A 22644-nucleotide genomic window follows, 5' to 3' on the forward strand; every position below is an offset into this window, starting at 1 on the left:
CGCAGGAGTTTCCTTCCCATGAGTATCAAAAGTGACAAATGGATTCGCCGCATGGCCGAGTCCACCGGCATGATCGAACCCTTCGAGCCGGGCCAGATTCGCGAACGCGACGGCAACAAAATCATCAGCTACGGCACCAGCAGCTATGGCTACGACATCCGCTGCGCACCCGAGTTCAAGGTCTTCACCAACATCCACAGCACGGTGGTGGACCCGAAGAACTTTGACGAGAAAAGCTTTGTTGATTTTTACGGCGACAGCTGCATCATTCCGCCCAACAGCTTCGCGCTGGCCCGCACCATGGAGTACTTCCGCATTCCGCGCAACGTGCTCACCATCTGCCTGGGCAAAAGCACTTACGCCCGCTGCGGCATCATCGTCAACGTGACGCCGTTTGAGCCCGAGTGGGAAGGCTATGTGACGCTGGAGTTCTCCAACACCACGCCCTTGCCCGCCAAGATATATGCCGGTGAAGGCTGCGCGCAAGTGCTGTTCTTCGAGAGCGACAAGGACGATGTTTGCGAGGTCTCGTACAAAGACCGCGGCGGCAAGTACCAGGGGCAGGTGGGCGTGACGCTGCCCAAAGCCTGAGCCCGTTGCCGATACGCACTTGAGCGCCCTAACAGTTCACCAGGAGTTACGCCATGAAATGGGAAGGTAACCGCGAATCTGACAATGTGGAAGACCGCCGTGACGGAGGAGGCTCCTCGGGCGGCGGCGGCTTTGGCGGACGGGGCATCGGCATCGGCTCCATCGCCATTGCCCTGGTGGCATCCTATTTTCTGGGCGTCAGTCCCATGACGGTGCTCAGCCTGCTCAGTGGTGGCAGCCCGGCGCCGCAAACGCAGCAGGCCCCGGCTCACAGGCCGCCGGCCGATGACCACATGGCCAAGTTTGTGTCGACGGTGCTGGCCGACACCGAAGACGTTTGGAAAGACGTGTTCACCAAAGGCGGCGCCACCTACGTCGAACCCAAGCTCGTGTTGTTCCGCGGCGTCATCCCGACCGCCTGCGGGCAGGGCGATACCGCCACCGGGCCGTTTTATTGCCCGGGAGACCAGAAGGTCTACATCGACCTGGACTTTTACACCACGCTCAAAGACCGGCTCGGTGCGCCGGGTGACTTTGCGCAGGCCTACGTGATTGCCCATGAGGTCGGCCACCACGTGCAAAATTTGCTGGGCATCAGCGCCAAGATGGACAAGATGCGCAGCCGCGTCAGCCAGACCGAATACAACGCCTTGAGCGTGCGCCTGGAGTTGCAGGCCGACTGCTTTGCCGGTGTCTGGGCCAACCATGCGCAGGCCGCCCGCCAGTTGCTTGAACAGGGTGATGTCGAAGAGGCCATGAACGCCGCCGCCAAGATTGGTGACGATGCCTTGCAACGTTCCGGCGGCCGCGCCGTGGTGCCTGACAGTTTCACCCACGGCACGAGCGCGCAGCGTCAGCGCTGGTTCGACAATGGCCTGAAAAACGGCAGCGTCAAGGCCTGCGACACGTTCTCTGCAAGACAAATTTGAGGTTTGGAGGATAATAGGGGTTTGCCCTCAGGCCTTGAGGGCACTCAGCTATCGGATTGATAGCATCTGAACTTGGCTATGAATGACCGATTTGACTTCTGCTCTCCCCGCTGATCTGACCCCCGAGACCTTGCCCATGGCCTTTGCCCAGCTGCAATTGGCCGCACCGCTGTCGCGTGCCGTCGCTGAAATGGGCTACGAGTCCATGACCCCTATCCAGGCCCAGGCCATTCCTGTGGTGCTGCAAGGGCATGACGTGATGGGCGCCGCCCAGACGGGTACCGGCAAGACGGCCGCCTTTGCCCTGCCATTGCTGCAGCGCTTGCTCCGGCACGAAAGCAGTTCCACGTCTCCGGCCCGCCATCCGGTGCGTGCCCTGGTGCTGTTGCCCACGCGTGAGCTGGCCGACCAGGTGGCCCAGGCCATCAAGTCGTACGCCAAATACACCCAGTTGCGCAGTGCCGTGGTGTTTGGCGGCATGGACATGAAGCCCCAGACCATCGAGCTGAAAAAAGGTGTCGAAATTCTGGTGGCCACACCAGGCCGTCTGCTGGACCACATCGAGGCGAAAAACGCCGTGCTCAACCAGGTCGAGTACGTGGTGCTGGACGAGGCCGACCGCATGCTGGACATCGGCTTCCTGCCCGACCTGCAGCGCATCCTGAACTACCTGCCCAAGCAGCGCACCACGCTGTTGTTCTCGGCGACCTTCTCGCCGGAAATCAAGCGGCTGGCGGGCAGCTACCTGCAAAACCCCATCACGATTGAAGTCGCGCGTTCCAACGCCACCGCCTCCACGGTGGAGCAGCACTTCTACAGCGTGGGCGATGACGACAAACGCCGAGCCCTGCACCAGATCCTGAAACAGCGTGGCATGAAGCAGGCGTTTGTGTTTGTGAACAGCAAACTGGGCTGTGCCCGCCTGGCCCGTTCGCTGGAACACGAAGGCCTGAAAACAACCGCATTGCATGGTGACAAGAGCCAGGATGAACGCTTGAAGGCCCTCGACGCATTCAAAAAAGGCGAGGTTGATTTACTGGTGTGCACCGACGTGGCAGCACGCGGACTGGACATCAAGGATGTGCCCGCCGTGTTCAACTTCGACGTGCCCTTCAATGCCGAAGACTACGTGCACCGCATCGGTCGCACGGGCCGCGCTGGGGCCTCGGGGCTGGCGGTCACGTTTGTGTCCAAGAGTGATGCACGTCTGGTCGGCGATATCGAGAAGCTCATCAAAACCAAGATTGAGCTCGAAGCCGTCGAGTTTGATGAAGACGTGCCTGACATCCGCAAGCAAGGCCGTATCAACGATGGCCGACGCATGTACGCTGAAGGCGCGCAGGATGATTCTCGTCAAAGCCGTCACCGTTCAGGCGGTATGCACGATGTGGCGCATGAAGGGCAATTCGCTCGCCAGGACCGTGCACCGCGTCGTGATTTCACCCGTCCCGCTCCGGTCTCGCGTGATCCCTTCTTTGACAAGCCTTACGAGCCTGCACCGGTGGCCGAGGGTGCGCCGTCTTGGGAGGCTGCCGCTGCCCGTCACGGGCCTCGCAGTATCTCGGCCAACATCAAACCCAAGCGCCGGGTCGCGGCGCTGTTCAAGGCGGAAGTGACGTCTTGACCTCATGAATCACTCGGCTGTCAGGCCGGGTTTTTTTTAGCCCGGCTTTTGGGCCTGTTCGCATTTCACCTGAATCAGTTGCTGCGGCAGCATGGCCGCGTTCCTCGGGCCTCCGCCCACGCGCAAGGCACTCAGGCAGCCGCCCCAGACGCAACCGGTGTCCAGCGACAGGACATCCGGTCTTCCGATCCACCCCAGGGTGGACCAATGGCCAAAAGCGACCGTGACCTTGGCCGTCTGGCGCCCTGGCACGTCAAACCAGGGCATGTAACCTGCAGGCGAGCCACCGGCCCCTTCCTTGGACACGAATTCCATGTGTCCGTCGGCATCGCAAAACCGCAATCGCGTGAGGGCGTTCACAATCACCCGCAGACGGGCCGTGCCCATCAGCGTGTCTGACCAGGCATTGGGTTCGTCGCCATACATTTGGTGCAGAAACTCGCCAAGGTCGGCGCTGCGCAACACGGCCTCGACTTCTGCGGCCAATGCTATGGTTTTTGTAGCTGACCACGCAGGCAGCACGCCCGCATGGACCATTAATAGCTCATAACCATCCACATTTTCGAGAAGAGCCATGCGTTGCCCTCGTAGCCAGTCCAGCATGGCCAGCCGATCCGGTGCATCCAGAATACTGCCCAAGGTGTCTTTGCGGTGCGGTTGGCGCAAGCCGTGCGCGATGGCGAGCAGGTTCAGGTCGTGGTTGCCCAGGACTGAACGCACGGCAGCGCCATAGCCCATCAGGCGACGCAGGACGCCAGCCGAATCGGGTCCCCGATTCACCAAATCGCCCAAAAAATAGAGGGTGTCGCGGCTCGCAGAAAAAGAAATTTCGTCCAGAAGCCGCTGCAGTGCGCCGTCGCAACCTTGGACGTCGCCAATCAAGTAAAGTGCCATGGTGTTTATTCTCGCTCCCGATTCATGGAATTTTTGCTGATAGTTTTTTTGACCCTCCTCAATGGTGTGTTTGCAATGTCCGAGCTGGCCCTTGCCGGTAGCCGCAAAGCGCGCCTGAACGCCATGTCGGAGGCCGGGGACAAAGGGGCGCATGCTGCGTTGGCCTTGCTTGGCAATCCCAATCAGTTTTTGTCCACGGTGCAGGTGGGCATCACCTCCATTGGCGTGCTCAACGGGATTGTGGGTGAGGCTGCGTTCAGCGACGGGGTTGCTGCCTGGCTGCACGGTTTTGGCGTGGCCGAGAAGGCTGCGGCGATTTCTGCCACGGCGATCGTGGTGACCTTGATTACTTTCACCACCATTATTTTTGGAGAATTGGTACCCAAGCGCATCGGGCAGCTGTACCCCGAGTTGGTGTCGCGCTGGGTGGCGCGCCCCATGCTGTGGCTGGCCAAAGGGGCTGGCCCGTTTGTGAAGCTGCTCTCCGGCACCACGGCGCTGGTCCTCAAGTTGATGCGTATTGACACCAATGCAGCCCGCGCGGTCACCGAAGAAGAAATTACCGCCAGCCTGGAAGAGGGCGTTGATGCAGGCGTCATCGAGCAGCATGAGCACCAGATGGTACAGAACGTGTTCCAGCTCGACGACCGCCCACTGACCTCGCTGATGGTGCCCCGCACCGACGTGCAGTGGCTGGATGCGGCCGACACCGTGGCCCAAAGCCTCAAAACGGCAGGTAGCCATGGTGCTCATTCCTGGTACCCGGTCTGCCGGGGCTCGCTGGATGACGTGGTGGGGGTGATCAGCATTGCGCGTTTGCTGGAGTTGGGCATGGAGGCCACGGGCTCGATCGAGAACTACGTCATGCCAGCGTCCTTTGTGCCCGAGACACTCAGCGGCATGGAGTTGCTCGAGCAGTTTCGGGCCAAGGCGGGTCGTTTTGTGTTTGTGGTGGACGAGTATGGCGTGGTACAGGGCTTGCTCACGCCGCGCGATTTGCTTGAAGCCATCACGGGTGAATTGCAGCCCGGCGCCCAGATTGATGCCTGGGCGACGCAGCGTGAAGATGGTTCGTGGCTGCTGGATGGCCTGATGCCCGTCGGCGAGCTCAAGGTGCGTTTGGGGCTTGACGACCTGCCGGAAGAAGACCGTGGCCGCTACAACACGGTGGCGGGCCTCCTGATGTCCGTCTCGGGCCATTTGCCGGCTACTGGCGAGCGCATCGAGTGCGCGGACTGGCTGTTCGAAGTGCTGGACCTGGACGGCAAGCGTATCGACAAGGTGCTGGCTTCCAGACTGGCTGGCTGACCGTCAGGCTGGCCGGTCTCAGGCCCGCCCGACCAGTTGGTAGGCCAGCAGGCCTACCAGTTCATGCAAGGCCAGGTGCCATTTGCGTGCCCCGCGTTCCAGCGAGTATTGGGTCCACGGCGTTTGCACCCCCGCGCGAAAGTCGACCGGATACGGCGTCACATTCCAGCCCGCTTTGCGAAAAAGCGCCATCGAGCGCGGCATGTGAAAAGCAGAAGTGAGCAAGAGCCAGGGCTGGGCCTGGTTCACGCCGGGCATTCGGGCACTGAAGATGGCGTTCTCATAGGTCGTGTGCGAGGCGGATTCGTAAACAACCCGTGCGGCCGGCATCCCCATGCTGTCAAAGAAAATCCTGGCGCGGTCCGCTTCGGTCAACCCTTTGACGAACAAGTCGCCTTCGCCACCTGTGAAGAGGAGGCGCAAGTTCGGGTTTTGTTGCAATAAGGCAATCGGCACCGTCATGCGCTCTGCGGCGTCAGTCAGCGCCACCTGGCTCTGTCCGTGCCCTTGCCACGCGTAGGCTGGATCGAGCGCACCACCGAGCACCACGACGCCCGCGTAAGCTTGAAGGGGTGCACCTTGCGTCGGCCCTGCATATTGCGATTCAAGGTGGCGCAGCAAGGCATCGGGCAAGGGCTCCCACCCCTGTAGCAGCAGCACGCACAAGGCCGCGCAGTTGAGCCGTACACCCCATGCACGGCGAAAGGGCATGCACAGCAACCCTGTCAATAACAAGAGGGCAACCCAGGCTAGTGGCTGGGTGGCGAACGACAGTAGTTTTGAAGCGAAGAACATGCGGGGGAACTATAGCGTCTGGACGCGAGTCGTCGAGGGCTAATAAAGTGCCTGAATTGTGCATTACGTCCTTGAACGCGGAGCTGGCCGACTTGCCGTCGACACAAACCATCCCTACAATTTTGTGAACTTCTGGAGTAACTCAGTGATGCACTTAATCTGGACAATTTTGATCGGCTTTTTTGCCGGAATGATCGCCAAGGCCGTGACGCCTGGTGATGGCCCCAGCGGATTTTTCTTGACCGCTGTGCTGGGCATTGCTGGCTCCATCGCCGCCACGTATCTCGGTGAGATGTTGGGTCTGTACCACGCCGGCGATGTGGCGGGCTTTTTTGCCTCCATCGTGGGTGCCGTGATTTTGCTCATGGCCTACAAGTTTATTGCCCGCAAGTAATTAATTTTTTCAGGACAAACATCATGAGTATTTTTGACATTCTTTCCCAGGTCGTCGGTGGCGCATCTGCCGAGCAGCACTTCGACAACGTCGCCGCGCAAGCGCCCAGCGATGTGCTTGGCAAGGGACTGGCAGAAGCCTTTCGCTCAGACCAGACGCCCGACATTGGCAGCATGGTGGGCCAGTTGTTTGGCAACTCCAGCGGCAGCCAGCAAGCCGGCATGCTGAATCAGGTTCTGGCGACGCTCGGCCCGGCCGTGTTGTCAGGCCTGGCGGGTGGCGTCATGGGCCGCATGATGGCGCCTGACACCAACCAGATTACGGCTGATCAAGCCTCGCAATTGTCGCCGCAGCAAGTGCAGGACATCGTGCAGGAAGCCAACCAGCAAAACCCACGCCTGGCCGACCAGTTGGGCAGCTTCTACGCAGAACACTCCGGCCTCATCAAAACGTTGGGGGGCGCCGCGTTGGCCATTGCCATGGTCAAGATGAAAGACCACATGGGCGAGCGCGGCTAAACCACGAATGTACATGCCGCGCAACGCGGCTGCACCAACAAAAAGACCCGCGGCGTGCGGGTTTTTTTCGTTTGGAAATTCAGGGAGGGGATCAGCCGTGGCTGCATGTCGTGCCTGCGTTTAGCCCTATCCCCCGTTTGTGGGATAGACGAAAAAGGATCTGGCGGTTACCTTCAGTCATGTCAAAACGAAACCTGAACGGCGCAAGCGATCGCGCCGAAATCAACGTAACGCAGGCGCACATGATCAAGGACTATGCTGACTACGATACCACGATGCCGTCGCATTTGTTCCCTGAAGGTGACGAAGAACCGGTCAAGTCATCCTCGAAATTCCGCATCATCCTGATCGTTCTCGTGTGTGTGTTTGCAGGGGCGATAACACTGTTGCTGGTCTGAGGCGCCAACAACTCTCGAATGGACTGCTTACATGAGCCGAAAAAAAGGGTTTGCTGCTATTTTCATAGCGGCAAACCCTTATGTTCTGGCGGAGCGGACGGGACTCGAACCCGCGACCCCCGGCGTGACAGGCCGGTATTCTAACCAACTGAACTACCACTCCTGGTAGTGGCAACATTTGCTCTTTCGAGCCAAGTCGCATCACCTTTCGGCTTTGCTGTTACCAACTTGTGCTTTGATCATCTCATGATGAATCTTGGCGACCCCACGGGGATTCGAACCCCGGTACCTACCGTGAAAGGGTAGTGTCCTAGGCCTCTAGACGATGGGGTCAGAAACCTTTAAACCTTTAATGCAAGGCCAGCAATTTGTCTATCCACTGGTGCCGGAGAGATGAATCGAACACCCGACCTTCTCATTACGAATGAGCTGCTCTACCGACTGAGCTACACCGGCTTGGTCTTCGATTATAGCCAGCTCTTTAGGCTTCCTTATGGTAACGGGTCACACGTTCCACTTCATTCTTCGATCCCAGGATCACGCTGACGCGTTCGTGCAGTTTGCCGGGTTCGATATCCAGAATGCGCTGCTTGCCGTTGGTGGCTGCGCCACCGGCTTGCTCGATGAGCCAGCTCATGGGGTTGGCTTCGTACATCAGGCGCAGTTTGCCGGGTTTGCCGGGTTCGCGCTTGTCCCAGGGGTACAAAAACACGCCGCCGCGGGTCAGGATGCGGTGCACGTCGGCCACCATGCTGGCGATCCAGCGCATGTTGAAGTCCTTGCCGCGCGGGCCTTCGGCGCCTTGCAGGCATTCTTCGATGTAGCGTGTCACGGGGGCATCCCAGTGGCGCATGTTGCTCATGTTGATGGCGAATTCCTTGGTGTCTTCGGGCACCTTCACGTTTTCTTCGGTCAGGATGAAAGAACCCTGCTCCCGGTCGAGTGTGAACATGGCTACGCCGTCGCCCACGGTCAGCACCAGGGTGGTTTGCGGTCCATAGACGCAGTAACCGGCGGCCACTTGCTTGGTGCCGGCTTGCAAGAAGTCCTGCTCCGAGACGCCAGCGCCTTCGGGCTTGAGCAGCACGCTGAAGATGGTGCCGATGCTGACGTTCACATCGATGTTGCTGGAGCCGTCCAGGGGATCAAACAGCAACAGGTATTCGCCCTGCGGGTAACGGTTGGGCACCACGTAAATGCCTTCCATTTCCTCGCTGGCCATGGCCGCCAGGTGACCGCCCCATTCGTTGGCTTCGATCAGCACTTCGTTGGCGATGATGTCGAGCTTTTTCTGCATCTCGCCCTGAACGTTTTCGCTTTCGGCGCTGCCCATGACGTCGCCCAAGGCGCCTTTGTTGACGGCCTGGCTGATGCTTTTGCAGGCACGGGCCACGACTTCGAGCAGCAGACGCAGTTGCGACGGAATATGACCGTCCATGCGTTGCTGTTCAACGAGGTAGCGGGTGAGGGATATTTTGGATGCCATGGTGGTTTCTTCCTTCCTTATTGATTCAAATCAGTCGGCCAGCGCGCGGCTGACGACTTCGCGCACATCGTTGCTCAAATCGGTTTTGGCGGCGACGCGGGCAATGGCTTCGCGCGCCGCGCTGCGGTAGGGTTCGGCCAGTTTTTTCCAGCGGTCCAGGGCGCGTGCCAGACGGGCGGCGACCTGGGGGTTGATGGCGTCAAGCTCGATCACGCGGTCGCTCCAGAACACATAGCCTGCGGCGTCCGCACGGTGAAACGCAGCGGGGTTGGCACTGCAAAAGCTGAAGATCACGCTGCGCGCGCGGTTGGGGTTGCGCAGATGGAAGTCCGGGTGGGCCATGAGCTGGCGCACGGCAGGCAGCACCTGGCCGCCGCGGTCGCAGGTGCCGGCTTGCAGGGCGAACCACTTGTCGAGCACGAGGTCTTCGTTTTTGAACAAGGCATGAAAGCGCGCCAGTGCAGGTGCGGCCAAGGCGTGACCGGTGTTGACCAAGGCATGAAGCGCGTTGGAGCGGTCGGTCATGTTGTCGGCGTCTTTGAAGCGTTGGTAGGCCTTGCCTGGCCAGACGGTGTCGCCGCTGTCGCGGGCGGCCAGGCACAGGTGCATCAGGGCCATGCCGGCCAGGGCGCGGCGGCCGGAGGACACGGGGTCGGGCCGGTAGCCGCCATTGGCGCTGTGGGCTTCATACGCCCACGCCCAATCGGCATGGAGCGCGGTGGCCAGTTGCGAACGCATGGCTTCGCGCACGGCGTGAATGCGCTGCGGGTCCACCACGTCGAGCTGCTCGGCCATGTAGGTCTCGGACGGCAGGGTGAGGACGAGCTCTTTGAAGGCCGCATCCAGCGTGGGATGACGCAGCACGCTGCGCATGGCATCGATATAAGCATCATTTAGGGCTGTAGCCCCTGTACTACCTTCGGGAGCAGCTATTGATTTAATAGCGCTTCGCAGGGCCAGGCGTTGACCGGCTTCCCAGCGGTTGAACGGGTCGGGGTCGTTGGCCAGCAGGGTGAGCAGCTGGGCGTCGGTGTAGTCAAAGTCCAGCACCACCGGCGCGGTGAAGCCACGCAGGATGGATGGCACGGGTTCTTCGGCCACATTGACGAAGGTGACGGATTCGCTCTGCTGCGTCATGACAAACAGGTGGCTGCTGCCCAGCGCGTCTGCATGGCCTTGCAACTGCAAGGGCAGGACGGCACCGCTGGTGCCCACCAGGCCGAGGCTGACCGGAATCACAAACGGCTCTTTGGCCGCCTGGCCGGGCGTTTCCGCGCAACTCTGGCTGAAGTTCAGCGTGTAGGTTTGGGCCGCAGCATCGTACTGGCCGTTGGCGGTCAAGCGCGGGGTGCCGGCCTGGCTGTACCAGCGCTTGAACTGGGGCAGCAGGCGCGCCAGTTCGGCGTCGGGGTTGGCGTCGGCAATGGCCTGCGCGAAATCGTCGCAGGTCACGGCCTGGCCGTCGTGGCGGGCAAAGTACAGCGTCATGCCTTTGGCAAAACCGTCCCGACCCAGGGGGTCGTTCGCGCTGGCAACCAGGGTCTGCATCATGCGCACCACCTCGGCGCCTTTTTCGTAAATGGTGACGGTGTAGAAGTTGTTGATCTCGATGTAGCTGTCAGGCCGCACCGGGTGTGCCATCGGGCCTGCGTCTTCGGGGAACTGGGCGGTGCGCAGCACGCGCACGTCTTCGATGCGCTTGACAGCGCGGGCTGACGCGTCCGCGCACAGGTCCATGCTGAACTCCTGGTCGCGAAAGACGGTCAGGCCTTCCTTCAGGGAGAGCTGGAACCAGTCGCGGCAGGTGATGCGGTTGCCGGTCCAGTTGTGGAAGTATTCATGGCCCACCACGCTCTCGATGTTGCCAAAGTCGGCATCGGTGGCGGTGGCCTGGTTCGCCAACACGTACTTGGTGTTGAAGATGTTCAGGCCCTTGTTTTCCATGGCGCCCATGTTGAAGTCGCTGGTGGCCACAATCATGAAGCGCTCCAGATCGAGCGGCAGTCCAAAGCGGGCTTCGTCCCACACCACGGATGAAATCAGCGAGTTCATGGCGTGTTCGGTCTTGTCCATGTCGCCGGGGCGCACATAGACCTGCAGCAAATGGTCTTTGCCGCCGCGCGAGGTGATGCGCTGCTCGCGGCTCACCAGTTGGCCGGCGACCAGGGCGAACAGATAGGACGGTTTCTTGTGCGGGTCAACCCAGGTTGCAAAGTGGCGGCCTTCGTTGCCGCTGCCTTCCAGGGCACCGGAGTCCACCAGGTTGCCGTTGGACAGCAGCACCGGGTATTTGTCCTTGTCGGCGCGCAGGGTCACGGTGTAGCTGGCCATCACATCGGGACGGTCCAGGAAATAGGTGATGCGGCGAAACCCTTCAGCCTCACACTGGGTGAAGAACGAGTCGTTGCTGACGTACAGGCCCATCAGCTTGGTGTTTTTGACAGGCGCGCAGGTGGTGAAGATTTCCAGCTCAAAGCTGCCCTCGGTGGGCAGGTTGTCCAGCACCAGGCGGCTGCCGTCCATCTTGAACGAGGCACCCTGGCCGTTGACCAGCACGCGGGCCAGGTTGAGTTCTTCGCCGTCCAGCTTCAAGGCTTGCGCCTCGACATCCGGGTTGCGGCGCAGCGTCATTTTGTTGAGCACGCGGGTCTTGGCCGGGTCCAGGTCAAACGTCAGGTTGACGGTGTCAATCCAGTAGGCGGGGGCGGTGTAGTCGGCACGGCGAATCACCGTGGCTGGGCCGTCGGCCTCACGAAGTTGCAACATGCAGGTTCTCCAAAAATTTCGAATCCATCAACTCAAGGTAGTTGCGCACGCTGGCAAGCACATGGGGGCCGGCCAGTTCGGCCGGGCTGTGCGTGGTGCACACGGCCACGGCGCGCATGCCGGCGCGGCGTGCGGCTTCAATGCCAAAAGGCGCATCTTCAAAGACAATACAGGCGCCAGACCCCGTATTCATTCGGCGTGCTGCTTCCAGAAAGATAGCGGGCTCGGGCTTGCCGGGCAGGCCTTCGTCGCCGCCCACCACGGCGTGCGGGGCGGTTTGCAGAGAAAGGCGCGAGAAGGCAAACGCAATGTTGTGTTTGTCGCCCGCGGTGCCCACGCCCATCTTCAACCCGGCTTCAAGCGCCCGCTGCGAGAACTGTTTGAACCCGGCCACTTCTGAAAAAATGGGATCGAACATATCGCGGTACAGCTGTTCTTTTTCCTGAATCAGTGCCCAGGTTTCCGCCTCATTCATGTCGCGCTGAAACAGCTCGCGCATGCACTCATGCCCGGTGCGCCCTGTGGTGCGGCGCATCATGTCATCGACATCGATCGTCAGGCCATGGCGCTGGGTGAAGGCCACCCAACTCTTGGCGTGCGAGGGCATGGAGTCGATCATGGTGCCGTCCATGTCGTAGATCAGCGCCTCGACCGGGTGCACAAAGCTGTTCAGGCTGTCCATTACACGCCTTGCTTCAAGGAGGCTTCGATGAACTGGTCCAGGTCGCCGTCCAGCACCTTCTGGGTGGCCGAGGTTTCGTAGTTGGTGCGCAGGTCCTTGATGCGGCTGTTGTCCAGCACGTAAGAGCGAATCTGGTGGCCCCAGCCCACGTCGGTCTTGGTGTCTTCGAGCTTCTGCTGGGCTTCCTGCTGCTTGCGCAACTCAAAGTCGTACAGGCGCGAGCGCAGGCGCTTCCACGCCACGTCGCGGTTGCTGTGCTGGCTTCGGCCGTCCTGGCACTGCACCACGATGCCGGTGGGCAAGTGGGTCAGGCGCACGGCCGAGTCGGTCTTGTTGATGTGCTGACCACCCGCGCCGCTGGCACGGAAGGTGTCGGTGCGCACGTCGCTGGGGTTGATTTCGATCTCGATCGAATCATCGACCTCGGGGTACACAAACACCGAGGCAAACGAGGTGTGGCGTCCGCCCGACGAGTCAAACGGCGACTTGCGCACCAGGCGGTGCACACCGGTTTCGGTGCGCAGCAGGCCAAAGGCGTATTCACCTTCGACCTTGATGGTGGCGCCCTTGATGCCGGCGGTGTCACCGGCGGTTTCGTCTTCCACGGTGACGGCAAAGCCTTTGCGTTCGGCGTAGCGCACGTACTGGCGCAGCAACATGCTGGCCCAGTCGCAGGCTTCGGTACCCCCGGCACCGGCCTGAATGTCCACAAAGGCATTCAACGGGTCGGCCGGGTTGTTGAACATGCGGCGGAACTCAAGCCCTTCGACAATGGCGGCCAGCTTGGCGACCTCGGCTTCGATGGTCAAGAGGCCGGCTTCGTCGCCGTCCTCTTTGCTCATCTCGAACAGTTCGGTGTTGTCGGACAGTTCGTTGGTCAGGTTGTCCAGCGTGACGACGACGCCGTCGAGCGCCTTTTTTTCCTTGCCCAGTTCCTGGGCGCGTTTGGGGTCATTCCAGACCGTGGGATCTTCGAGCGAGGCGTTGACTGTCCTCAGGCGTTCTGACTTGGCAGGGTAGTCAAAGATACCCCCGTAACTCGAGGGTGCGGGCGCTCAAATCGGAGAGTTGAGTGCCGATTGTGTTGATGCGTTCTGCTTCCATGATGCGGGTCCTGACTGTTGGTGATTCAAATAACCCGCTATTTTCGCATGGCAGCCCTGTGGGCCCCGGGCCTGAGCCCCTCAGGCCAGGAAGCGCTCGATCAGCGCGGCCAGAAGGTCGGGCTGGTCGTGGTGCACCATGTGGCCGGCGTCGTCGATCCGCGCGATGTCCACCTGAGGCACGGCCTTCAGGCGCTCGTGGTAGTCGGCCAGGGTGTACTTGCCCTTGAACCACTGGTTCAGGCTGTCGCTGGAGGCCTCCACGGCCAGCACCGGCATGCTGATGCACTTGTAAATCTCTCGCACTTCGTCGGCCCGGTAGAGCTGCGCGTTGGCAATTTTGTGGGCGGGCTCGCCCAGAATGGTCCACTGGCCGGGCGTGTTTTCACGCGCCCAGTGCTGCGCCAGCCAACTGGCCTTGTCCTGGCCCAGGCGCGGGTTGGTCTTCATCAGGCGGCGGGCCACGCCGTCCAGCGAGTCATAGGCCTTCAGGTCCATCTCGCCGGTGCGCAGCTTTTTGAGCTCATCCATCCACTTGACATAGCGGCCCGGCGCCTCGTCGGGTGTGGTGGCGGGCATGCCGAACCCCTCCAGGTTGACCAGACGGCGAATGCGCTCGGGGCGCACCCCGGCATACAGCATCACCACATTGCCCCCCATGCTGTGGCCCACCAGGTTGACTTGCCCACCCGGCGCGTAGTGGTCGAGCAAAAAATCCAGGTCGGCCAGGTAATCGGGAAACCAGAAGTGATCGACCCCGCCCGAGGGCGTGAGGCCAAAGCCGCGCCAGTCGGGGGCGATCACGTAATGGTCGTGGCTGAGCGCGTCCACCACAAACTGGTAGCTCGCGCCCACGTCCATCCAGCCGTGGACCATCACCAGAGGTGTTTTGCCAGGGGCGGGTTCGCCCCACACCCGCACGTGGTAGGGCAGGTTGCGGACATTGACGGTTTCGCTGCGGGAAATTCTTTTGGCTTGGTACATTCGGGTGATCATACGGAGGCCCAACGTGACCGTCAGTCAACACAGAGACAAACCTGCAGATCTGCCCCTGCAGGCGCCCGACCATTACGCCTCGCTGCATGGCAACTTCCAGTGGCGGGTGCCCGCCCAATTCAACATCGCCCAGGTCTGCTGCGCGCGCTGGGCCCAGATGCCTGACGCTACAAAAAAAATAGCTGTTCGCGTATGGGATACGGGGGCTGGGAGCACTTTCCATACCTACGCTGAGCTGCAGCAGCAGGCCAATCGCCTCTCCATCGTTTTGGCGGTGCTGGGTGTGGAGCGGGGCGACCGCGTGGCCATCGTGATGCCGCAGCGGTTTGAGACCGCCGTGGCCTACATGGCGGTGCTGCAAATGGGCGCGGTGGCCATGCCCCTGTCCATGTTGTTCGGCCCCGAGGCGCTGGAATACCGCCTGCATGACAGCGAAGCCGTGCTCGCCATTTGCGACGAAAGCTCCATTGCCAGCTTGCTGGCCGTGCGCGACAACTGCCCGCTGCTGCAAAGCGTGCTGGGGGTGGGCGGTGCTGCCGCGCAGGCCGATGTGGACTACGCCGATGCGCTGGCCCGGGTGGCGCCCGACTTTGCGCCGGTGGCCACCGATGCCGATGAGGCCGCCATCCTGATCTACACCAGCGGCACCACCGGTAACCCCAAGGGCGCCGTCATCCCGCACCGCGCGCTGATCGGCAACCTGACCGGCTTTGTCTGCAGCCAGAACTGGTTCGGCTTTGACGGCCAGGACAACACCGCCACCGACGCCGTCTTTTGGTCCCCCGCCGACTGGGCCTGGACCGGCGGCCTGATGGACGCGCTCTTGCCCACGCTCTACTTTGGCCGCCCGATCGTGGCCTTCAACGGGCGCTTCAGCCCGCAGGCGGCGTTGGACCTCATGGGTCAGTGCGGCGTGACCCACACCTTTTTGTTCCCCACCGCGCTGAAAGCCATGATGAAGGCTTTTCCGGGCACCCCCTCGCAATCGGTGCGCCAGCAGTTCAAGCTCCAGCTGCAAGCCATCATGAGCGCAGGCGAGGCGGTGGGCGACGCGGTGTTTGACTACGGCCAGTCGCAACTCGGCGTCACCGTCAACGAGATGTTTGGCCAGACCGAGGTGAACTACATCGTGGGCAATTGCGCCCGGCATTGGCCCGCCCGGCCCGGCAGCATGGGCAAGGGCTACCCCGGCCACCGCGTGGCGGTGATTGACGAGGCGGGCAACGAATGCCCGGTGGGGGTGGCGGGAGACGTGGCGCTGAACCGCTTTGACCAGTACGGCCACCCCGACCCGATCTTCTTTTTGGGCTACTGGAAGAACGACGCCGCCACCCGCGACAAGTTCACCGGCGACTGGTGTCGCACGGGCGACCTGGCCACGCGCGATGCCGACGGCTACCTCTGGTACCAGGGCCGGGCCGACGATGTGTTCAAGGCCGCGGGCTACCGCATTGGCCCCGGCGAGATCGAGAACTGCCTGGTCAAGCACCCGGCCGTGGCCAACGCCGCGGTGGTGCCCAAGCCGGATGCAGCGCGCGGCGCACTGGTCAAGGCCTATGTTGTTCTTGCTCCTGATTTTATAGCTGCTCGCGCACGTGATACGGGGGCTTCAGCCCAGTTTGATCTAAATCTGGTGGCCCAGCTGCAAGCCCACGTCAAAGACAAGCTCGCGCCCTATGAATACCCCAAGGAGATCGAGTTTGTGGACGCCCTGCCCATGACCACCACCGGCAAGGTGCAGCGCCGCGTGCTGCGCCTGCAGGAAGAAGAACGTGCCAGATGGCGCGCGCCGTGATGCCCCAATGCCACTGGCGGGGGGCTGCTTTTGGGGTGACGGTGGTAGACTCATTTGGCCATGAACGCCCCGCCCACAGAGCCCACTTTGTACGATGACCTGGAGGTCAGCCCGAGGGCCAGCGCCCCGGTCATCAAGGCTGCGTACCGCTGCCTGGCGCAGCTCAATCACCCTGACAAAAACCCCGGTAACGCCACTGCGGCCCAGCGGCTCATGACCATCAACCACGCGTATGCCGTGCTGTCGGACCCGGTGCAGCGCGAGCTTTACGACGACCTCACCCGCGGGGCTGCGAAACGGGTCACCGAGCGGCGTGGCCAGGGGCACGCCCCGCGTCACCCCTGGGACCCCAGCCCGGCCAAGCAAACCGGCACCCGCCTGTTTGCGTTTCGTTCCCTGAATTAATTCCTTTCGGAGCCTCCATGAAGACTATCCCACTCGGGCAGAGCGATCTGCACGTCACCCCCATTTGCCTGGGCACCATGACCTTTGGCGAGCAGGTGGATGAGCCCACCGCCCATGCCATTCTGGACCGTGCGCTGGCGCGGGGCATCAATTTTCTGGACACGGCCGAGATGTATTCCGTGCCCGCCAAAGCCGAGACCTTTGGCGCCACAGAAACCATCATCGGCAACTGGTTGGCCCAGCACCCCGGCGTGCGTGACAAGCTGGTGCTGGCCACCAAAGTCGCCGGCCCGGCGCGCGGCATGCCCTGGATTCGCAACGGCAGCCCCGACCTGACGGTGGCCGACATCGTGGCCGCGTGTGAGGACAGCCTCAAGCGCCTGCAAACCGAGGTGATTGACCTCTACCAGATTCACTGGCCCGTGCGCCATGTGCCCGCCTTTGGCGCGGTGTACTTTGACCCCGCCAAAGACAAGCCGGTGACCTCCATCCAGGTTCAGCTGGAAGCCATGGCGCAGCTGGTCAAGGCCGGCAAGGTGCGCACCATTGGCTTGTCCAACGAGTCGCCTTATGGCGTGCACGAGTTCATCCGGCTGGCCGACCAACACGGCCTGCCGCGGGTGGCCGCCGTTCAGAACCCGTACTGCCTGATCAACCGCACGTTTGAGAACGGGCTGGACGAAACCTGCCACCGCCTGGGGGTGTCCTTGCTGGCCTATTCGCCCTTGGGGTTTGGCCTGCTCACCGGCAAGTACGACGTTTCGGGTATTGTGGGCCCGGACGCGCCGAAGGAGGCGCGCATTGCCAAGTACGAGTCCATGCGCAAGCAGCGCTGGGGCCGCCCCGAGGCGCTGGTGGCGGCACGGCGCTACAGCGCCCTGGCGCGTGAACACGGCCTGACGCCGACGCAGTTGGCGCTGGCGTTTTGCTACACCAAATGGCAAGTGGCCAGCACCATCCTTGGCGTCACCTCAGTGGCGCAGCTCGATGAGTGTCTGGACGCCTGGGGCACCACGCTGTCGCCCGAGCTGCTGCAGCAGATCGACGCCATTCGCTGGGACATGCGCGACCCTGCGCTCTAACACGTCGAGATGGCTAAAAAAGACCACGTCTCCGAGACCCCCGCCACCCAGTTGCTGAAGGCCCGCAAGGTGGTGTTCACCGAGCACCCCTACGAGTACCTGGCGCATGGCGGCGCCCAGCACAGCGCCGAGGTGCTGGGGTGGGACCCGTTCAGCGTGGTCAAGACGCTCATCATGCAGGACCAGGACGCCAAGCCCCTGGTGGTGCTGATGCATGGCAACCGCAAGGTGTCCACCAAAAACCTGGCGCGCCAGATTGGCGCCAAGTCGGTGGAGCCGTGCCAGCCCGAGGTGGCCAACCGGCACAGCGGCTATTTGGTGGGCGGCACCTCGCCGTTTGGCACGCGCAAGGCCATGCCGATCTACATGGAATCCAGCATTCTGGAGTTGCCCACAATACTGATCAACGGCGGCCGGCGCGGTTATCTGGTGGGCATCGACCCGCAGGTCTGCGTCAGCTTGCTGGGTGCCCAACCCGTGCAGTGCGCCTTGGCCGACTGATGGTTTGATCGGCGCGGCCCGCGTCCTGCGGGCAGGCTGGCAAAATAGACGCTTCAGGCCCCGACACCACGGGGGCCGCAGCAGGAGTGTTTTTTTGGAATCAATGCAATCTTTTCTTCCCTTGTTGGCCACCCTGGCGGGTTACCTCATCGGGTCCCTGTCTTTTGCGGTCATCGTCAGCCGGGTCATGGGGCTGGACGATCCGCGCACCTTTGGCAGCAAAAACCCCGGCGCCACCAACGTGCTGCGCTCGGGCAGCAAAGGTGCGGCCATCGCCACGCTGCTGCTGGATGCTGCCAAGGGCTGGTTGCCGGTGATGCTGGTCAAGTGGTTCGGCCAGCCCTATGGGCTGGAGGAAGGCACCATGGCCATGGTGGGCCTGGCCGCGTTTGTGGGCCACCTGTACCCCGTGTTCTTCAAGTTTGTGGGCGGCAAGGGCGTGGCCACGGCGCTGGGTGTGTTGCTGGGCTTTAGCTGGATTCTGGGGCTGGCCACGGTCGCCACCTGGCTCATCATGGCCTACTTCTTTCGGTACTCGTCGCTGGCCTCGCTCACGGCGGCGCTGTTTGCACCCGTGTACTACGTGTTTGGCGATGGGGCTGCCTGGTACATGAACAAGAGCGTGCTGTTGGCCATCGCCATCATGTCCTTGCTGCTGTTTTACCGCCACGCCGAGAACATCAGTCGCCTGGTCAAGGGCACCGAGTCCCGGTTGGGGAAAAAAGCCAGCGCTGCCAAAAAACCATGAAAGTCTGCATTCTTGACAACGACACACTCGACGTCGCGGTGGCCCCCACTTACACCAGCTACGGCGCCATGTTTGTGCGCCTGCTGCGCGAGGCCGGTGCCCAGGACTGGTCGTTTGAGCTTTTCAACACCCAGCAAGGCGACTACCCCGCGTCATTTGATGACTATGACGCCGTGCTGCTCACCGGCAGCCGCGCCGACTCGTTCTCGTCAGAACCCTGGGTGGTGGCGTTGCGCAAGCAGGTGGAGCAACTGCTTCGCGACAAAAAGAAACTGGTCGGCGTGTGCTTTGGCCACCAGCTGATTGCGCTGTGCATGGGCGCCAAAGTCGGCCGTGCGCCGCAAGGCTGGGGCGCCGGGCGCATGCGCTACGACTGGCACGCACCCGCCATGCCACACGCCGAAGGTCGCACCGACATCGCCCTGTTGGCCAGCCACCAGGACCAGGTGTTTGAATTGCCACAGGGTGCCACCTTGCTGGCCAGCAGCGACTTTTGTCCGGTAGCGGCCTTTGCCGTGGGGGAGCAGGTGTTTTGCGTGCAGCCCCACCCTGAGTTTGTAGAAGACTACAGCGCCTACCTGCTCCATCGGCGCCGCGAGCACCTGGGGGAAGACCAGTTCACCGCCAGCACCAACAGCCTGGCCCTGGGCCATGACGGCCCGCAAGTGGCCCGCATGATGGTGGCGTTTGTAGAAGGCGTTTGAGACGCTGCAGGTTGTGGGTCAGGCGGGGTAGTGGGACATAAACCAGCATTTTTCATGAAGGGGTTCCACGTGCCCCGGGCGAAGATTCCGCCGGGGACTGGTTTTGCATCGTCAGCCCTCGTGAGGCCGGTCTGCGCAACGCAGGCCGCGGGCCTGTGGGTTGCAAGTGCCTGTGGGTAACAGGTGAAACAAGTGTAGGTGCAAGTGCCCCGCAGCAGATTGCGTAGTTGCTCTTGATCTCGTCTTTTAAAACCAAATATGCCATTTTTGTTTTATAAATTGGCATACTCTGCTTTCAATGCCAAATTTGGAGCCAAAGCATGAAACTCGATCGCTACGATCAGCACATTCTCGACATACTGCAACAAGACGGCCGCATCAACAACCAGGACCTGGCCGACCGCATTGGCCTATCGCCGTCGCCCTGCCTGCGTCGCGTGCGCGCGCTGGAAGAGTCGGGCCTGATCGTCGGTTACCGGGCGCTGCTGGACGCCAAAATGCTGGGCCTCACCCTCATGGCGCTGATCCACATCTCGATGGACAAACACACACCCGAGCGCTTTGCCAATTTTGAGGCCGCCGTCAGCGTGTTGCCCGAGGTGCTGGAGTGTCTGCTGATCACCGGACAGGACGCCGACTACCAGCTCAAGGTCGCCGTGCGCGACATGGACCACTACCAGACCCTGCTGCTCAACCAGATCACCCGCATCGAAGGCGTGACCGGCGTGCACTCCAGCTTCGTGCTGCGCCGGGTGGTGAGCAAGACGGCGCTGGCGGTGCCGGTGGGGTGAATGCGTTTAAGTGCCAAATCGGGCTGTAGCCCTTTACCTATGTGCGGGTGTGGCTATCGAAATAGGAGTTTCTGTTTGAGTTTCTGCTACGGGAGAAACTGCGAATCGTGACGTGAATCTGGAAGAGTCTGTAGGGGGGGGGGGGCTGCGAGCGCGACAAATCCCTAAGATCGGGACCATGTAAAAAATTAACTTTGGGATATTGAATGGATTGGTCACGTGAAGAAGTAGAAGCCATCGTTGCTGATTATTTGCAAATGCTGATGCTGGAACTTGCTGGCCAGAACTTCAGCAAATCAGAGCATCGGCGCAGGCTGAAGGCCCAACTGAATGGGCGATCCGATGGATCGATTGAATTCAAGCATGGGAATATCAGCGCGGCGATGATTGATCTGGGGTTTCCCTACTCCGTGGCTACAAACCTCGTGCCAACTACCAGGCTCTCCTTGGCTTGGTTGCCGAAGAACAAGTCAGCCGGAAAGCGGCGCTGGATCAAGTGGCTCTCGCTGCTGTGCTGCAACCCGCAGTGACGCCAATCCAAACTGATTTTTCCAAAGTGAAGTCAGATGCACCGATCAAGCAGCATCGTGCAAGGGAGTATGAATATGTCCCGCTTTTCAAAGCTGTAAAACGTGATTACCTAGAACGTGAAGCTCGCAACCAGTCCTTGGGCTTGGCGGGTGAGGAGTTTGTTGCCCAGTTCGAGCATTGGCGTCTTCTCGAACTGGGGCAACCACGGCTGGCAGACAAAGTCGAGCACGTTGCCAAAACCAAGGGTGATGGTCTTGGTTACGACGTTCTATCTTACGACTCTGATGGCAAAGAGCGGTTAATTGAAGTCAAGACGACAACTTTTGGCCGGGATACCCCATTTTTTGTCTCGCGTAGCGAACTGGCACTTTCCCATGGGGCTAAGGATCAGTTTCATCTTTATCGTCTGTTCGAATTCAGGAGTGCGCCGCGATTGTTTGATCTTCCTGGCTCACTGGATCAACATTGTGTTTTGGACCCGGTGACTTACCGAGCCAGCTTTGGATGACTACGACGCCGGTTTCAGCGCGGGTGTTTGAACGTCCCAGGGTTTTGCCTGTGTCCGCCATCAAAATTTATAAGAAATCAGCCTCTAGCCCACGCAGACCGTGCGCAAGCAGCTATAAAAACTATAGCAACTAAGGATTCTGCGCCGCGTACGCACCCAGCTGCAATATCAGGTGGTGATTCAGGCGTTCGCGCACGGCGGACGGCGCCAGCGCGGACTTGATGCCGGGGCTGCCGTTGATGGTGCGGTGCAGGCGGGGCGGGTTCAGCATGGTGCCCGCGTCGTCAACCACGATGGCCACGTGTGGCAGGTTGGGCTTGCTGCTTCGGCGCATGACCACGGCGATCTCGGCGTTGTCCAGGCGCACATAGGTGCCCGGTGGACACAGGCCCACGGCGCGCACCAGGGCGTGGCCGACTTCGTCATTTTTCTCGGGCGAGTTGATGATGATGGAGCGCACCGATTCGGTCGCACTGCGGCCTTCGCGTGACCGGCGCGGGCTGATCATGGCCGCGTAGCGGTCCACCACTTGCAGGATGCGGGCGAGCCGTCGCACAGGTGTTTGGGCGTTCAGCTCGCCTTTGTTCACGCTGTCGTCATGGTGCAGGCTGACGGTATCGAGCCACAGCTCATCGGGCACGCCCATGTTGGCCAGCATCAGCGAGGCCCGCACGGCGTGGGTGCGAATGGCGTCCTGTTGCTCGGTGTTGGGCCGTTCGGTCTGCGTGGCCAGCTGGTCTTGCAGTGCGGTCATGGCAATGTTCATTGTCAGCGCGGCGTGCACCAGGCTGTTGCGCTCGTTGACCGGCATCTTGAGGTCCACCGCAATCAGGTGGCACAGCACGGCGCACACCAGCGCGTGAGAGGCGCTGTAGCCGACGGGAGAGTTGGCGGCCAGTTGGAACAACAGGTACAGGCCGACATCGGTGTCGCGTTCGAGCAGGGTTTTCATCCAGCGGTCGTATTGCCACACGCGTTGCTCGAATTCCATGATGCTGGCCGGACTGCCCAAAATGACGCCCAGGCCCGACTCCAGGTCGGACCACAGGCCGAGCAAGTCTTCGTATTCGTTTTCGTTCTGTACCGTCACACTAA

At 61.3% G+C, this 22644-nt stretch carries 24 protein-coding genes and 3 tRNA genes; 16 read left to right on the top strand and 11 right to left on the bottom strand.

All coding sequences use genetic code 11. From position 1 onward, the window contains the following. The first annotated feature begins 18 nt into the window (after nucleotides 1-18). From dcd to AC097N_RS00395, 3 genes are all read left to right on the top strand, one after another. Nucleotides 19-591 carry a dCTP deaminase gene (gene dcd / locus AC097N_RS00385; RefSeq protein ID WP_479578755.1) on the top strand — a complete coding sequence of 191 codons (573 nt, stop codon included), beginning with the start codon at nucleotides 19-21 and terminating at the stop codon, nucleotides 589-591. A gap of 53 nt (nucleotides 592-644) precedes the next feature. Further along, entirely contained in the window at nucleotides 645-1520 is an 876-nt protein-coding gene (ypfJ, locus tag AC097N_RS00390; RefSeq protein ID WP_479578756.1) for a KPN_02809 family neutral zinc metallopeptidase, read from the top strand. A gap of 82 nt (nucleotides 1521-1602) precedes the next feature. Further along, nucleotides 1603-3144 carry a DEAD/DEAH box helicase gene (locus tag AC097N_RS00395; protein WP_479578757.1) on the top strand — a complete coding sequence of 514 codons (1542 nt, stop codon included), beginning with the start codon at nucleotides 1603-1605 and terminating at the stop codon, nucleotides 3142-3144. A 36-nt stretch (nucleotides 3145-3180) separates the two neighbouring features. On the opposite strand, the gene AC097N_RS00400 is transcribed toward AC097N_RS00395, so the two are convergent. After that, nucleotides 3181-4038, bottom strand: a complete 858-nt coding sequence (locus AC097N_RS00400; RefSeq protein WP_479578758.1) for a symmetrical bis(5'-nucleosyl)-tetraphosphatase — start codon at nucleotides 4036-4038, stop codon at nucleotides 3181-3183. Between the two features lie 24 nt (nucleotides 4039-4062). On the opposite strand from AC097N_RS00400, the gene AC097N_RS00405 reads away from it, so the two are divergent. Then, nucleotides 4063-5346 carry a hemolysin family protein gene (locus tag AC097N_RS00405; RefSeq protein ID WP_479578759.1) on the top strand — a complete coding sequence of 428 codons (1284 nt, stop codon included), beginning with the start codon at nucleotides 4063-4065 and terminating at the stop codon, nucleotides 5344-5346. 18 nt (nucleotides 5347-5364) lie between these two features. On the opposite strand, the gene AC097N_RS00410 is transcribed toward AC097N_RS00405, so the two are convergent. Continuing rightward, a complete protein-coding gene (locus tag AC097N_RS00410; RefSeq protein WP_479578760.1) occupies nucleotides 5365-6057 on the bottom strand; it encodes a YdcF family protein in 693 nt (230 codons plus the stop codon). A gap of 232 nt (nucleotides 6058-6289) precedes the next feature. Between AC097N_RS00410 and AC097N_RS00415 the strand changes: the two genes are divergently transcribed. The 3 genes from AC097N_RS00415 to AC097N_RS00425 all read left to right on the top strand — a co-directional run bounded on the left by AC097N_RS00415 (nucleotide 6290) and on the right by AC097N_RS00425 (nucleotide 7451). Then, entirely contained in the window at nucleotides 6290-6535 is a 246-nt protein-coding gene (locus AC097N_RS00415) for a GlsB/YeaQ/YmgE family stress response membrane protein (protein ID WP_479579182.1), read from the top strand. Nucleotides 6536-6558: 23 nt separating this feature from the next. Then, nucleotides 6559-7053, top strand: a complete 495-nt coding sequence (locus tag AC097N_RS00420) for a hypothetical protein (RefSeq protein WP_479578761.1) — start codon at nucleotides 6559-6561, stop codon at nucleotides 7051-7053. Nucleotides 7054-7232: 179 nt separating this feature from the next. Continuing rightward, nucleotides 7233-7451: a hypothetical protein gene (locus AC097N_RS00425; RefSeq protein WP_479578762.1), complete on the top strand. Its 219-nt coding sequence runs from the start codon at nucleotides 7233-7235 to the stop codon at nucleotides 7449-7451. An 86-nt stretch (nucleotides 7452-7537) separates the two neighbouring features. Here AC097N_RS00425 and AC097N_RS00430 read toward each other — a convergent pair. The 8 genes from AC097N_RS00430 to AC097N_RS00465 form a co-directional block, all read right to left on the bottom strand. Next, a tRNA-Asp gene (locus AC097N_RS00430) sits at nucleotides 7538-7614 on the bottom strand. Nucleotides 7615-7708: 94 nt separating this feature from the next. Further along, a tRNA-Glu gene (locus AC097N_RS00435) sits at nucleotides 7709-7784 on the bottom strand. 47 nt (nucleotides 7785-7831) lie between these two features. After that, a tRNA-Thr gene (locus tag AC097N_RS00440) sits at nucleotides 7832-7907 on the bottom strand. Between the two features lie 25 nt (nucleotides 7908-7932). Then, the gene (locus AC097N_RS00445; RefSeq protein ID WP_479578763.1) at nucleotides 7933-8937 is read right to left on the bottom strand and encodes a class 1 fructose-bisphosphatase; all 1005 of its coding nucleotides are present in this window, start codon (nucleotides 8935-8937) and stop codon (nucleotides 7933-7935) included. A gap of 30 nt (nucleotides 8938-8967) precedes the next feature. After that, the gene (gene pepN, locus AC097N_RS00450) at nucleotides 8968-11703 is read right to left on the bottom strand and encodes an aminopeptidase N (RefSeq protein ID WP_479578764.1); all 2736 of its coding nucleotides are present in this window, start codon (nucleotides 11701-11703) and stop codon (nucleotides 8968-8970) included. Then, nucleotides 11687-12385: an HAD family hydrolase gene (locus AC097N_RS00455; protein WP_479578765.1), complete on the bottom strand. Its 699-nt coding sequence runs from the start codon at nucleotides 12383-12385 to the stop codon at nucleotides 11687-11689. The genes pepN and AC097N_RS00455 overlap by 17 nt, the downstream gene beginning before the upstream one ends. Continuing rightward, nucleotides 12385-13489, bottom strand: a protein-coding gene (gene prfB, locus AC097N_RS00460) for a peptide chain release factor 2 (protein ID WP_479578766.1) whose coding sequence is annotated in 2 segments (ribosomal slippage) — nucleotides 12385-13407 and nucleotides 13409-13489 — 1104 coding nt in all. Because the reading frame shifts where the segments join, the coding sequence is not laid out codon by codon here. Before prfB ends, AC097N_RS00455 begins: the two co-directional genes overlap by 1 nt. An 80-nt stretch (nucleotides 13490-13569) precedes the next feature. Further along, nucleotides 13570-14472: an alpha/beta fold hydrolase gene (locus AC097N_RS00465; protein WP_479579183.1), complete on the bottom strand. Its 903-nt coding sequence runs from the start codon at nucleotides 14470-14472 to the stop codon at nucleotides 13570-13572. Between the two features lie 25 nt (nucleotides 14473-14497). Between AC097N_RS00465 and AC097N_RS00470 the strand changes: the two genes are divergently transcribed. From AC097N_RS00470 to AC097N_RS00510, 9 genes are all read left to right on the top strand, one after another. Continuing rightward, nucleotides 14498-16279, top strand: coding sequence for an acetate--CoA ligase (locus AC097N_RS00470; protein WP_479578767.1), 1782 nt, complete (start codon nucleotides 14498-14500; stop codon nucleotides 16277-16279). Nucleotides 16280-16339: 60 nt separating this feature from the next. Then, a complete protein-coding gene (locus AC097N_RS00475) occupies nucleotides 16340-16684 on the top strand; it encodes a J domain-containing protein (protein ID WP_479578768.1) in 345 nt (114 codons plus the stop codon). 17 nt (nucleotides 16685-16701) lie between these two features. Continuing rightward, nucleotides 16702-17766, top strand: a complete 1065-nt coding sequence (locus AC097N_RS00480) for an aldo/keto reductase (RefSeq protein ID WP_479578769.1) — start codon at nucleotides 16702-16704, stop codon at nucleotides 17764-17766. Between the two features lie 9 nt (nucleotides 17767-17775). Then, nucleotides 17776-18267, top strand: a complete 492-nt coding sequence (locus tag AC097N_RS00485) for an aminoacyl-tRNA deacylase (protein WP_479578770.1) — start codon at nucleotides 17776-17778, stop codon at nucleotides 18265-18267. Between the two features lie 103 nt (nucleotides 18268-18370). Then, nucleotides 18371-19015, top strand: a complete 645-nt coding sequence (gene plsY / locus AC097N_RS00490) for a glycerol-3-phosphate 1-O-acyltransferase PlsY (protein WP_479578771.1) — start codon at nucleotides 18371-18373, stop codon at nucleotides 19013-19015. Then, entirely contained in the window at nucleotides 19012-19719 is a 708-nt protein-coding gene (locus tag AC097N_RS00495; RefSeq protein WP_479578772.1) for an amidotransferase, read from the top strand. Before plsY ends, AC097N_RS00495 begins: the two co-directional genes overlap by 4 nt. Nucleotides 19720-20039: 320 nt before the next feature. Beyond that, the gene (locus AC097N_RS00500; RefSeq protein WP_479578773.1) at nucleotides 20040-20510 is read left to right on the top strand and encodes an Lrp/AsnC family transcriptional regulator; all 471 of its coding nucleotides are present in this window, start codon (nucleotides 20040-20042) and stop codon (nucleotides 20508-20510) included. Between the two features lie 206 nt (nucleotides 20511-20716). Then, complete coding sequence (locus AC097N_RS00505; RefSeq protein ID WP_479578774.1) at nucleotides 20717-21040, top strand: hypothetical protein; 324 nt, start codon at nucleotides 20717-20719, stop codon at nucleotides 21038-21040. Then, entirely contained in the window at nucleotides 20962-21549 is a 588-nt protein-coding gene (locus AC097N_RS00510) for a protein NO VEIN domain-containing protein (protein WP_479578775.1), read from the top strand. Before AC097N_RS00505 ends, AC097N_RS00510 begins: the two co-directional genes overlap by 79 nt. Before the next feature lie 130 nt (nucleotides 21550-21679). On the opposite strand, the gene AC097N_RS00515 is transcribed toward AC097N_RS00510, so the two are convergent. Continuing rightward, nucleotides 21680-22639 (bottom strand): HD-GYP domain-containing protein, encoded by a 960-nt coding sequence (locus AC097N_RS00515; protein ID WP_479578776.1) that lies wholly within the window; start codon nucleotides 22637-22639, stop codon nucleotides 21680-21682. Between the last annotated feature and the right edge of the window lie 5 nt (nucleotides 22640-22644).

Source organism: Rhodoferax sp. LS1R11, from assembly GCF_056521395.1.